Genomic DNA, 12043 nt, shown 5'->3' on the forward strand with positions numbered 1-12043 from the left:
GGCATTCCAGCGGGGGGGCATTCCCGCGTGGGGCATTCCCGCGTGGGCGGGCAGCAGCGCGTGAGATACACCCTCACGACCACCCCGAAGGGTTCATCCCCGCATACGCGGGCGGCAGGCACTCGGCGTACGAGGTCGCCGTCGAGCAGGGGGGTCCATCCCCACGCATGCGGGGAGCGGGCCTTGGTGCGGTGAAGGAGCAGCACGTCCGCAGGACCATTCCCGCATCGGCGGGAAGCGGCCGGAGGACAGCCGCCACCCAAGAAGCGTACGGGAGTTGGCGCGAGCGGCCCGTCGGCACCCGACCGGGCCGATCGGCGACAGAGCACCCAGGGCCGGCTCCGGAGAGGGCATGGCCGGGGCGGAGGCGTCAATCCAGCCACACCCCGTCGCGCATGACGAGTCTCCCGCGCAGTTCCGGCTCACCGCGCCAGGCACGCACGGTGCTCGGGACCACGCGTACATACGTAAAGGGACCCTCTTCCACGCACGGATCCCACCCGAACTTCGCGGCGAACGCCTCCGCCGCGTGTGAGGGCACCTCCTGGTCCGGGAAGCACTCCGCCTCCCCCTGAAGGAGAACCACGTCGAAGCTGTCCGGAAGCGACAGACGGACGCGGGGCTCCACGCGGACGTTCCGGGCAGTCACGGAAGTGGCGCCGGTACACATCCACACCGCCTCCCCGTCCCACAAGAACCACAACGGCACCTGGTGCGGCCCGTGATCAGGGTGAGCCGTCGCCACCCATACGTCCCGCTCGGTGGCGAGCCGTTCCAGCACGTCGCGCGTACGCTCCGCCGTCGGGCGACGACCGGTTCCTGAGGTCTCCATACGGACCGACCTTAACCAGCGGGCGCGGAGGGCACCTGAGGCACGGGACCTACTCCCAGCGACGGATGCCCCCTTGGAACGGACGGTCCACCGCGAGACCATGGCGGGCCGCGAGACCCCGGGGGATCGCGGTATCGGGCGGCCCGCCACACAGACCTCGTCACTGACGCCCCGGCCGACGCGGTGCCGGGTGGTCTGGTCCGGTGACACCGGTGTCCGGTGCCCAGGAGCCGTTCTCGATCACCTCCTGGCCGGTTCCGGCTCGGCCGCGAGGACGGCGCTCCGGTCGCTGTGCGCTGCGACATCGTTCATCCCCGCTCACGCGGGGGAACAGGACACGCTCAACTACGCCGACTTTCAACGGTCGGGGCCACCCCCGCGTGAGCGGGGAGCAGCAGGAAGCCCCGCGCCCGGAGCGCTTCGGCTTCGGGACCACCCCCGCATGAGCGGGGAGCAGGAATCGCAAACGCACCTGATGCGAACGAACCGGGGACCATCCCCGCGTGCGCGGGGAGCAGCGTCGGTAGGTGGATTCTGAGACCACCCGCACGGGACCATCCCCGCGTGCGCGGGGAGCAGGGTACCCATCGCCGGGGGCTGCGTGGCGTTCGCGGGACCATCCCCGCGTGCGCGGGGAGCAGCGCGGCATGGCGCGCACCCGGTGGGAGGACGAGGGACCATCCCCGCGTGCGCGGGGAGCAGCAGATCGCTTACGCCCGGGCGTGGGCTGGTGTGGGACCATCCCCGCGTGCGCGGGGAGCAGTGGCCTGGCGTCAAGGTCCCCCGTCCAGAACCGGGACCATCCCCGCGTGCGCGGGGAGCAGTGGACAGGGCCGATCGTGGGGTGGTCGACCCGAGGACCATCCCCGCGTGCGCGGGGAGCAGACTCCGTGACCAGCGGGTCTACCTGCGCGGCCGGTCATTCTGAAGCGCTTTCGCCGACTCCGGCATTACGCACAAAAGCCTCAACGTAACGACCCCCTACCCTCGGAGAGCCAGCCTAGCCAAGCTCCCGCCGCCAGAGACCAGTTATCAGTCAGGCATCAGCCGTCTCGGCACCGCAATCTGCTGCGTTTCCCAGCGCACCCATGTCGGGCTGTTGCGGCCGGAGACGTACCCCGTGACGGATCTTCGCCCGGGACGCGGTGTGCAGGCGCACGCCGGACAGGTACGAGATCTCGCGAAAGCACACCATCGGACGAGCGCTCATGCGCGGAGCGAAGCGGACAACGAGGTTGCGCGTGACGCTCAATCGCCTGCGGGCGTGTTGTCGGCAGCTCCGACACCCTTGTACGTATGACTGAGCTTCACGCATCATCCGCTGACGGCCGGACCGTCACAGCCCTGGACGACGGCTCCGGGCCCAACCTGCTGGTGGTCCACCCGGGCGGTGGGGACGCGACGGCCTGGGACAGCGTCGCCCGTCGCCTGACCGACGACTTCCGCGTCGTCAGGGTCCACCGCCGTATCTACGCACCCGGAGCGGACATCGTGCTCCCCCACTCAATGGCGATGGAGGCCGCCGACGTTCTCGCCGTGGCGGAGGTCGTCGGGTCCCCGATGCTCCTCGTGGGGCATTCCTCGGGAGCCGTCGCCGCGCTGGAAGCCGCTGTACTCGCTCCGTCGTCGTTCGCCGGGCTCTTCCTCTACGAGCCCCCCTTGCCCACCCGAGGGCCGATCGCCGGAGAGGCCGGCGCTCGCGCCCGTGCCGCACTCGACGCGGGCGACCCGGTCGAAGCGATGCGGATCCATATGCGCGACATCGTCCGCATGCCCGTGAGCACCGTCGACGCCATGTTCGCCGACCAACGGGTACGGGCGGCCTTCGCCGCCCACGCGGACGCGCAGATCGCCGATGACGAGGCGATCGACGCCCTCGGCGTCGGCACCGACCGCTTCGCGGACCTCTCCGTACCGACAACCTTGGTTCAGGGTGACCTCAGCCCCGCGCATCTGCGCGAGCGCGTGGCCGACCTGGCGGCGGCCCTCCCGAACGCGCGGACGCTCACCCTCACCGGGCAGGGGCACATCGCCCACCTCACCGCCCCGGACGCACTGGCCGACGCGGTGAGGGAGGCGGCCGGGCGAGTGCTCCACGGGTGAGGCGCCCAGCGCCCGGACAGGGCGACTCAGGACCGTTACGACGCCTCTTCCGGCTCCGGGGAGACCCCGTTGAAGAGATCGATGAGTCCGAACGGTGCCCGCTCCCCCAGGCAGAGGTCCAGGATCTCGTGCGCGTCGGCGTAGAAGGCCTCGCTGCGCGGGAACATCGCCTCCTCGTAGACGGTGAGCGCCGTTTCGGGGTCGTCGGGGTGCGCGGCGATCGCCCGGCCGAGTTCGGCGCCGTCGAACATCGCCAGGTTCGCGCCGTCACCGGACGGCGGCATCAGGTGGGCGGCGTCGCCGAGGAGCGTCACTCCGGGCACGCGGTCCCACCGGTGTCCGTCCGGAAGCGTGTGGATCATGCGCGCGACCAGAGGGGTCTCACCGTCCGTGATCAGCGCGGTGAGTTCCGGCGCCCACCCGTCGAACTCGGCCGCGATCCGGGCGGTCGCGGCGGTGTCGGTGAAGTCGATCCCGGCGACCCATTCGGCACTGCGGTTCAGCTGGACGTACGTGTGGAGCACGTTCCCCGCCTCGCGATGGGAGACGATCCCCTTTCCCGGGGTCAGCGCGTACATCGCACCGGCGCCGACCGCCTCGGCCGTCGCGGTGTGCCGCTCGTCCACGTCGTACAGGTAGGTCTCGACGAAGGTCGTGCCGATGTACCGGGGCTTCGCGTCGGAGAGCAGGGGCCGGACCCTCGACCAGGCGCCGTCCGCGCCGACGAGGAGGCCGCTGGTCACGGTCGAACCGTCGGCGAAGGTCAGCTCGTGCCGGCCGTCGCCGAGGGGCCGGACGCCGGTGACCTTGTGCCCCCATCGGACCGTGCCGTCCGGCAGGGAGTCGAGCAGGATCCGCCGCAGGCCCCCGCGGAGCACCTCGGGGCGTTCCGCGGTCCCGTCGTCGGATTCCTCGTGCAGCGGTTCGCCGTGCGGGCCGAGTACGCGCAGGGCCTCGGCGCCCTCGTGGATGATCGCGCGGAACTCGTCGGTGAGACCGGCGTCCGCGAGCGCGCGTTGCCCGTCGTCCTGGTGGATGTCGAGTTGGCCGCCCTGGGTGCGGGACCGGGCCGAGGGGTCCGCCTCGTAGACGGTCGCGGGGATGCCGTGGACGTGCAGGACCCGGGCGAGGGTCAGGCCTCCGAGGCCCGCGCCGACGATGACGATCGGATGGTGAGGGGTGGTGCGGGTGGTGTCCATGGCTTCCTCGTTCCTGTGCGGAGTTCCTGTACGGACGGAGCACCGGACAGTTGCCCGGACGCTATATGGACCGACGTTCCATAAGCACTATGGAACGCCGTTCCAGGGTGTGTCAAAATGAGGGCATGCCACGGACACGCGGAAGAGCACCCGCCGGAGGACGCGCCGACGCCCTTTCGCGGGAGGTGGTCGTGGGCGCGGCGGTCGAGCTTCTGGACGAGCACGGCGAGCGGGGACTTACGTTCCGGCTGCTCGCCGAGCGACTGAGCACCGGCCCCGGCGCCTTGTACTGGCACGTGGCCAACAAGGACGAGCTCGTCGCCCTGGCCGCCGATCACGTACTCGGCCACGCCCTGGCAGAGGTACCGCCCCCCACCGGCGACGCCGTCGCCGGGCTGCGCACGCTGGCCGTCACCGTCTTCGACGCCCTCGACCGGCACGCGTGGGCGGCGTCCCGTGTCACGGCACCCGCCACCCTGGCGAACGCACTGCGCCTGTTCGACCGTATCGGCAGCCTGGTCGCGCGAACGGGCCTGCCCGCCGAGCGGCATTTCGAGGTCTCCACCGCGATCTCGTACTACATCACCGGCGTCAGCGCCCAGATCATCGCCCCGGGCCTCACCGTCTCCCCGGCCACCAGCCGCGAGGACTTCCTGGCCCGGACGGCCGACCGCTGGGAAGCGCTCGACCCGGCCGACTACCCGTTCCTGACGCGCACCACGGCGAACCTGCGCGACCACGACGACCGCGACCAGTTCACCACCGGCCTCGACCTGCTCCTGACCGGCCTGAACGCGACCACGGAGCCTGGCCGTCCGGCGTGACCGCGCGTGAATGCCGGACATGCCCGCTGACACCGCCCGCCGCGCACACCTCCCGGGAAGCTCCCGCACGCATGCGCTGTGCCCATGGGCGGGGGTTCGGGCTCGGGCCGCGCATTCCGGCCGGCCGGGAACCCGAGGTCGGAGTCGCCCGTCAGCGACCCACCCACCAGGCGACCGCAGCACTCCCGGCCGTGGTCACCAAGGTGATCAGCCACGCGGGAACGCGCTGGACGGTCACGTGGACCCCACCCCGACGAAGTTCGAACTGAGCGCCCTGCTCAGATGTTGCAACTCTTCGGCTCATAAGCACAGTTGTAGGCAAACTTCTCGAATTGCCGCAATACGGATACGAGTTGCGGCGGGCGGGCGCGCCGACACCGCGGCCGACACCCCCGCACCAATGACTACACCTGCCGCAACTGGACACGGCACCCATCCCCGCGTCATGCGGGGAGCAACGCGAGCTCCTGCTCGACGGAGCCGCCGCCACGGGACCATCCCCGCATGACGCGGGGAGCAGCACACCGGCCTGTTCTTCCTGGTCATCCCGCTGGGACCACCCCCGCACGCGCGAGGAACAGGCCACATACCGCCGAGGCGTCCCCTACATAGCGGGACCACCCCCGCATACGCGGGGAGCAGGCCACCGGCTACGGCAGCGTCTTCACATTCTGGGGTCCATCCCCGCGTGCGCGGGGGAGCAGCCGTTACCCAGGGCCTTGCCCATCGTCGTCAGGGGACCATCCCCGCGTGCGCGGGGAGCAGCGTACGGCATGCCATGAAGTGCTAGGGGTGAAGGGACCATCCCCGCATGCGCGGGGAGCAGTGGGACGAGCTGTCGGACGGGCAGCTCAACCAGGGAACATCCCCGCATGCGCGGGGAGCAGACTCCGCGACCAGCAGGTTTACCGGCGCAGTCGGTCATTCTGAAGCACTTTCACCGACTCCGGCATTACACGCAAAAGACTCAACGCGACGAACCTTCCTTACCTCGGGGGCCAGCCTAAGGGCTGCCCCGTTGACCACCGGCCATGCAGGAACCCCCATAGCCAGAATTAGAGCCTTTCGTTCGGATCAGCACTCGCAGCGATTCAGGCGGCGAGTCGTGATCGCCGCCCTATATCCGGCCAGCCAGGTGACGCGGTCTAGGCTGATCGAATGGACGTGGGGGCGGTACTCATTGCGATCACTGGTGTAGCGGGAACGCTTGGGGGCGCGTTGCTTACCCAGCGGGGCGCCGACCGCACCAAGAAGCGCGAGTTGGAGATGGCCCATGCCATCCAGGAAGCTCGCGAGAACCGTGAGGTACGTCGGAGCTGTTACACACAACTGCACCGGGATGCCAGGCAGTTCGCCACGGCACTCAGCCGGCACTTGTACGTCATGCGGGATCACACCCTCGGGCAGGAGGACGTATCGGCGTTGGAAGGTACCAAGGATGCCTACCGTGACCGATGGTCCGAGGCTCTGATGATCGCCCCCGATGCGGTGATTGTTCCGGCTGACGAACTGAACGAAGCGCTGACCGGGGTCTACGGACAGATCAAGCGCCTGGAACGGGAAAGCCCCCGACCGGGCGAGACCTTGCGTTCAGCCGCCGAAGCGCAGCATGCGCTCTGGTCTCTCATAAGCGTCATGAGAGAGGCGATGCGCCGTGACCTGGGCGTCACTGTAGACGCTGGTGAGGGAGCCACCCGTCGAACACCGTTGGTCTCTTCCAGCAATCCCACAGCCTTGATTAGGGATTTCACCGAGTCGTCCGACGGCCTCAACTAGGGGCTCTCGGAACAGCGAGCCTCGCAGTCGAAGGCCGGTGGCCTGCCGCCCCGAATTCCTCGACGCAGCCGGTGGGTGGCCACGCTGATCTGAAGGGACCGGGGTCATCACCGCCCGGATACCGCGCATGCGCAGGTGGTCGCGGATCGCACGGGATGAATCGGCCTTGTCCGCCGGGACCACGTCCGGCCTGGCGCGAGGGCGTCCGCGCCGCCGAGGGACGGGGCCTACTGCTTCCCGGTCCTGCCGTCGTACACCCTTACCCACCAATGGCTGCGCGAGCTGGCCCGTTTCGGCAGCCGGGGCGGACTTGTGGCAGTCCACGTGCGGCTTGAAGATGCCCAGGACGTGTTGGTCGGACGTTATGCCGACCGGGCGCGGGACGCCCAGGCCACCGTCTCCGCGTCAGAGGCAGTGCGGCGGATCGCGGCATTGGAGGACCCTCGCGGATGGGAGGTGTTCGTCCCCCGGGCGATCCGGCCGCGTGAGGTGCACCGGATTCGCATCGCGCCGCAGGTCGCGGGCTGGCGGTATCTGCCGGACGCGCACGGCGTGCGTCCCTGCACCTGTTTCGGATGCCGTGTGCGCGGCGGGTACGGAGCGCGGCGCCTGCGCGAGCGGTTGCCGCATCCGCTGGATGGTCCGCCCCCGCCCGTCAAGTGCTGCTCGCCCGCGTCGCAGCCGGTGACCCCGGGGACCCAGCCGCGCTGCGAGAGGCACTGCACTGGTTCGGTATGCGTCGGCGCGGCCCCCTCGCCCGGTTGAGCCGTCTCGCCACCCACCCCGACCCCGGGGTACGGCGGGAGGGCCTGGTGTGGGCGGTGGCCCCTTGGTCCACCCCAGGGGTCACCGAACTGCTCGACGGCCTCGCCGACGACCCGCACTCACATGTCCGAAAGGCAGTGGAAGCAGTCCGTGACGCAGTGGCCACTGCTCCACTGGAACAGATCGTCTAGGCCCGGGTCGGTCGGGGCGCGGGCAGGTCCACCGGCGTCTCCGCCGGCAGGAGGTCCGCAGCCCGGTCCCGCTGCCCCGCCCTGAGCAAGCCGTGCACCTCGCGGGCCAGTGGTGTCACATCGCGGATCGACACCGTCCACTCGTCCGCGTACCTCCTCGCCGCCTCGCCGGACAGCCCGAGTTGGAGCGACCTGTACGGCAGCGGGTTCACGTCCATGTCCCGTTCCGGGTCCCACTGCACCCGGGTTGGAGCGGCCCGCAGGCTCCGCTTCCAGGTTGCCTCGTCCGCGTGGACGTCACGCACGTAATGGGACAGCTCCGCGCGCTCCAGCGCCCAGGCGAGTCCCGCCCGCTCAACCTCGACGGCAAGCACGACCTCCTGCCCCTCCTTCGTACCCCACCCGCAGCGGTACATCATCCACAGGAAGCTGGGTTTGACCCACGTCATCCGGTCACGCTTCCAGGCTGCCGGGAATCGACCGTCCCGTACGGCGGGCAGCCCGATGGCGGGCGAGTACGCCTGATACACGGTGACCGTCGAGGCGGTGTGCTGGGCGCGGATCTCGTAACGGGGCGTTGTCACTTGGACGTGCATGCGTCCCAGAATGCTGGACGCTCTCACGCCCGGCACCTCTTTTCTTACGCGGGAAGGTTCGCCTTCAACTCGTTGACGAAGGCGGACCAGGCCGACGCCCTGAACACGAGCACCGGTCCCTGCGGGCGTTTGCTGTCTCGGACCTCACTTATCCCTCTCGGTGCTGGCACGGCCACCCCCGCGTGCGCGGGGAGCAGGTCCTGCGCGCGGGGCGCAGATCGGCGGGGGCGGGTCCATCCCCGCGTGCGCGGGGAGCAGCTGAACGGCCTCGACCCGGAGCAGGGTGTGGAGGGTCCATCCCCGCGTGCGCGGGGAGCAGTGGCCGGTCATGTCGGCGACGTGGTACGTGATGGGTCCATCCCCGCGTGCGCGGGGAACGGCAGGGTGCCAGCGCCCATGAGGACGCCCCCGAGGGTCCATCCCCGCGTGCGCGGGGAGCGGACTGCGTGACCAGGGGGTTTAGCAGCGCGATCGGCCATTCTGAAGCACTTTCACCGACTCCGACATTGCACGCAAAATACCCAACCTGGCGAGCCTTCCTTACACGGAACGGTCCGCCCTCACCTCGTTGACGAAAGCAGACCAGGCCGGCACCCCGAACACGAGCACCGGTCCGTGGGGCGCTTGCTGTCTCGGACCGGGAGCACGCTGGGCAATCCGTCAGCGACCTCGACGCAGTCGCCGCCCTGCGTGTTGCTGTAGCTGGACCTGCGCCAGGCGACGGCGCCGAGCCCGGGACGGAAGCCGAGAGTCACAGCACTTCTCCTCGATGACGGAGCGGATCAGGTCGGCAGACGCCTGGGGCGAGAGCGCAAAACCTTGCAAGTGGTCAAGCGCCAAGGCGAACTCGGCCACGGTTCCAGGATGCTCCAACTTCCTCGGTGTGGGCACGGCAACCCCCGCGTGCGCGGGGAGCAGCCGCGGAAGGTCTCGCTGTAGCTGTAGGTGCCAGGACCATCCCCGCGTGCGCAGGGAGCAGTGCTGCCCCGCCGAGGTCGAGGACCCGGAGGTGGGACCATCCCCGCGTGCGCGGGGAGCAGATGTCACCGTCCGCGATGGCGGCCTTCGCCTCGGGTCCATCCCCGCGTGCGCGGGGAGCGGGTAAAGGTGTTCCGGGTGTACAGGCCCATGCAGGGTCCATCCCCGCGTGCGCGGGGAGCGGACTGCGTGACCAGGGGGTTTAGCAGCGCGATCGGTCATTCTGAAGCACTTTCACCGACTCCGGCATTGCACGCAAAAAACCCAACCTGGCTAGCTACCTTACGCGGAACGGTCCGCCTTCACCTCGTTGACGAAGGCAGACCAGGCCGACACCCCGAACATGAGCGCCGGCCCCTGCGGGCGCTTGCTGTCTCGGACCGGGAGCACACCGGAGAATCCGTCAGCGACCTCGACGCAGTCGCCGCCCTGCCCGTTGCTGTAGCTGGACCTGCGCCAGGCGACGGCGCCGAGCCCGGGACGGAAGTCGGGAGTCACAGTACTTCTCCTCGATGATGGAGCGGATCAAGTCGACAGACGCCTGAGGCGAGAGCGCAAGAGCTTGCAGGTGGTCAAGCGCCAATGCGAACTCGGCCACGGTTCCAGGATGCTCCAACTTCCTCGGTGTGGGCACGGCAACCCCCGCGTACGCGGGGAACAGTTATCGCGCTCCAGCCGGTGCCAGATCAGCCGGGGACCATCCCACCTACGCGGGACGAAGTCATCTGGACGGTTCGCCTGATTCAGCGACTGTGCACACCGTGTGGTGTGCGTAGGGTTCCGGCCGCGCGAGTGGTGAAGGTGCCCAACGCCACGGACGGCCAGCCGCAGGTGCGGTTGGTGGACGCGGCTGGTGGGCCAGTGCTCGACCAGCTGGGACGCGAAGACATGGTCGCGTTCATGGAGTCGGTCCACCGGCTGCGCAAGATAAAGCATCTCGACGAACCGCTCAGCGGTGCCTACCGGGCCGGCATTATTTCGACCGTTGCCGTGTTCTTCTGCCATGCCGCCGTCGCCGAATGGGACGACGTCCCGGCCCGCCCCCTGGTCACGCACGCCGACATGCCCCGCGTCGTCGAGCGCGTCCCCCGGTTCATCCCCGAAGACCAGCTCGGGCCGGTCATGGACCAGGTCCGGCAGCTGGACTGCCCCTTGCAGCGATGCGCGCTGCTGGTCGCCCGGTGAAGCGGCGCCCGCCGCACCGAGATCCGCAAACTTGCCTCGACGCCTACCCGGACGGCACCCCGCGGCTGCGGCTCGCGGCCGGCAAGGCCCTCAAGGAGCGCACTGTTCCGCTGCACGAGGAGGCCGCCGAGGTGATCCGCGCACTTGTCGCCCTGCGGCAGGCCCAACACGACCGAGGGATCCACGATCCCGATCTCGGACGCCCGGTGCGCTACCTGTTCCTGCGCAACGGCCGCCTCGCGGGCCCCGACTACCTCTTCGCCAACCCGCTCCGCGCCATCTGCCAGGAGCTGGGCATCCTCAACGGCGTGGGCAAACCCGCGATCCACCCCCACCGTCTCCGGCACACCCTGGGCACCCAGCTTGCCGAGAGGGGGGCTCGCACGCAGACCATCATGAAGGTCCTCGGCCACAAGAGCCCCGGCATGTCGATGACGTACACGCACATCTCCGACCCCACGGTCCTGGCCGACTACCAGGCCGTGCTCACGCCCGGCGCGGTCATCGCTGGTCTGCTCGCCGACACCCTGCGTTCCGGACAACTCGACCAGGACGCGCTGGACTGGCTCAAGACCAACTTCTACAAGACCGAACTCGAACTCGGCCGCTGCCTGCGCCTGCCCCAGGAAGGTCCCTGCGAGTGCGACCTCTACCTGAGCTGCGCAAAGTTCATCACCACACCTCAGTACGCGCCTCGGCTGCGCGAACGCCTCTGCGTCGAACGGCAACTGATCGCCAACGCCCAGGACCGAGGCTGGGATCGCGAGATCGAACACCACCAGCGGGTCGCCGACCGCATCACCAGCCTCCTCGACGACCTCGGCGAATCCCACGACGAGCCGACCGGCTGAGTCGCCGGACCGGCCAGATCGCTGGTCGAACAGCCTCGTCCGCGACAGGATGCCGCCATGCACCACGCTGACGAAGAATCCGAGCTGCTCAAGCTGATCCGCCGCTACGTCACACCCGACCGGCGGTACCTCAAACTCGGTGGCAGCCTTCTCGGCATGAGCGGGTGCGAACGCGCCGAGTTCACGCGGAAGCTGGGCAAGGCCGCCAGTGAGATCAGCCCCCGTGAACTGGACGTCCTGCTCGACGGAGGATGGCGCGAGCGGAAGACGGCAGCCTGGCTCATCGCCGTTAACGGCAGGACCGAGTTCCGCGAACGCCTCGGCGAACTCCTGCTCGCCAGCGAAGGACCGTACGCGGGGCAGGCCTACTGCGTTGCCCTCGCTACCTTCGGGACCTCTGCCGACGCCGACCTCTTGGTCGCTTACCTGGACCGCTACCTGCGCCGCCCCGACCTCTACTACGACCAGACAGCAGCCCTCGGCGCGCTCCTGTTGCTCGACGCCCGGCTCGGTGCCGGCCAGGCGGCCCAGTTCCTCATCCCGGACGGTCTCTGGCAGCGGTGGATCGATGGACCGCCCATCAAGGACCGCGACGCCCCCGACAGCTACCGCGAGTTCATCGGCCAGCTCTGTTCTGTCGCTGATGAGAGCGCCAGACACTGCACGGCAAGGAGATGACGCCCCCACTCGGCAGGGTGACACCCGATCGAAGGAAGCCACCGCCACAGAACCCAAAACTGTCC

The 12043-nt window shown here is 69.3% G+C and carries 12 protein-coding genes, 1 pseudogene and 2 CRISPR repeat arrays; of the genes and pseudogenes, 7 read left to right on the plus strand and 6 right to left on the minus strand.

Annotated features, from left to right (window positions below; translation table 11 throughout):
- Window positions 1-370: 370 nt before the first annotated feature.
- Window positions 371-832, minus strand: coding sequence for a pyridoxamine 5'-phosphate oxidase family protein (locus B9S64_RS10340; protein ID WP_103493787.1), 462 nt, complete (start codon window positions 830-832; stop codon window positions 371-373).
- A gap of 366 nt (window positions 833-1198) precedes the next feature.
- A CRISPR array of direct repeats spans window positions 1199-1717; the repeat unit is 29 nt; unit sequence GGGACCATCCCCGCGTGCGCGGGGAGCAG.
- Window positions 1718-2128: 411 nt separating this feature from the next.
- Here B9S64_RS10340 and B9S64_RS10345 point away from each other — a divergent pair.
- Complete coding sequence (locus B9S64_RS10345; RefSeq protein WP_103493788.1) at window positions 2129-2935, plus strand: alpha/beta fold hydrolase; 807 nt, start codon at window positions 2129-2131, stop codon at window positions 2933-2935.
- Between the two features lie 35 nt (window positions 2936-2970).
- Here B9S64_RS10345 and B9S64_RS10350 read toward each other — a convergent pair whose 3' ends face one another.
- Window positions 2971-4134 (minus strand): NAD(P)/FAD-dependent oxidoreductase, encoded by a 1164-nt coding sequence (locus B9S64_RS10350; RefSeq protein WP_103493789.1) that lies wholly within the window; start codon window positions 4132-4134, stop codon window positions 2971-2973.
- A 125-nt stretch (window positions 4135-4259) separates the two neighbouring features.
- On the opposite strand from B9S64_RS10350, the gene B9S64_RS10355 reads away from it, so the two are divergent.
- From B9S64_RS10355 to B9S64_RS34970, 3 genes and pseudogenes are all read left to right on the plus strand, one after another.
- The gene (locus B9S64_RS10355; RefSeq protein WP_181012464.1) at window positions 4260-4958 is read left to right on the plus strand and encodes a TetR/AcrR family transcriptional regulator; all 699 of its coding nucleotides are present in this window, start codon (window positions 4260-4262) and stop codon (window positions 4956-4958) included.
- A 1158-nt stretch (window positions 4959-6116) separates the two neighbouring features.
- Entirely contained in the window at window positions 6117-6734 is a 618-nt protein-coding gene (locus tag B9S64_RS10360) for a hypothetical protein (protein ID WP_103493791.1), read from the plus strand.
- A gap of 159 nt (window positions 6735-6893) precedes the next feature.
- Window positions 6894-7690: pseudogene (locus tag B9S64_RS34970) on the plus strand (HEAT repeat domain-containing protein).
- Here the strand turns inward: B9S64_RS34970 and B9S64_RS10375 are convergent.
- The 4 genes from B9S64_RS10375 to B9S64_RS10400 all read right to left on the minus strand — a co-directional run bounded on the left by B9S64_RS10375 (window position 7687) and on the right by B9S64_RS10400 (window position 9762).
- Window positions 7687-8286: a DUF4291 domain-containing protein gene (locus B9S64_RS10375; protein ID WP_103493792.1), complete on the minus strand. Its 600-nt coding sequence runs from the start codon at window positions 8284-8286 to the stop codon at window positions 7687-7689. The pseudogene B9S64_RS34970 and the gene B9S64_RS10375 sit on opposite strands and share 4 nt — an antisense overlap.
- Window positions 8287-8330: 44 nt before the next feature.
- Window positions 8331-8462 (minus strand): DUF397 domain-containing protein, encoded by a 132-nt coding sequence (locus B9S64_RS10380; RefSeq protein ID WP_258038077.1) that lies wholly within the window; start codon window positions 8460-8462, stop codon window positions 8331-8333.
- A 384-nt stretch (window positions 8463-8846) separates the two neighbouring features.
- On the minus strand, window positions 8847-9041 hold the full coding sequence (locus B9S64_RS10390; RefSeq protein WP_375153030.1) for a DUF397 domain-containing protein: 195 nt from the start codon (window positions 9039-9041) through the stop codon (window positions 8847-8849).
- Between the two features lie 138 nt (window positions 9042-9179).
- Window positions 9180-9446: direct repeats of the CRISPR family, unit length 23 nt; unit sequence CCATCCCCGCGTGCGCGGGGAGC.
- A gap of 100 nt (window positions 9447-9546) precedes the next feature.
- Entirely contained in the window at window positions 9547-9762 is a 216-nt protein-coding gene (locus tag B9S64_RS10400; protein ID WP_103505102.1) for a DUF397 domain-containing protein, read from the minus strand.
- A gap of 270 nt (window positions 9763-10032) precedes the next feature.
- On the opposite strand from B9S64_RS10400, the gene B9S64_RS10410 reads away from it, so the two are divergent.
- From B9S64_RS10410 to B9S64_RS10420, 3 genes are read left to right on the plus strand one after another with little or no spacing between them, the layout of a single operon-like run.
- Complete coding sequence (locus B9S64_RS10410) at window positions 10033-10449, plus strand: hypothetical protein (RefSeq protein ID WP_146060123.1); 417 nt, start codon at window positions 10033-10035, stop codon at window positions 10447-10449.
- Window positions 10425-11300, plus strand: a complete 876-nt coding sequence (locus B9S64_RS10415; RefSeq protein WP_103491617.1) for a tyrosine-type recombinase/integrase — start codon at window positions 10425-10427, stop codon at window positions 11298-11300. Before B9S64_RS10410 ends, B9S64_RS10415 begins: the two co-directional genes overlap by 25 nt.
- A 57-nt stretch (window positions 11301-11357) precedes the next feature.
- Complete coding sequence (locus tag B9S64_RS10420; RefSeq protein WP_103491616.1) at window positions 11358-11978, plus strand: DUF6000 family protein; 621 nt, start codon at window positions 11358-11360, stop codon at window positions 11976-11978.
- Window positions 11979-12043: the final 65 nt, after the last annotated feature.

The organism is Streptomyces sp. SM18, assembly GCF_002910775.2.
GTDB lineage: Bacteria > Actinomycetota > Actinomycetes > Streptomycetales > Streptomycetaceae > Streptomyces > Streptomyces halstedii.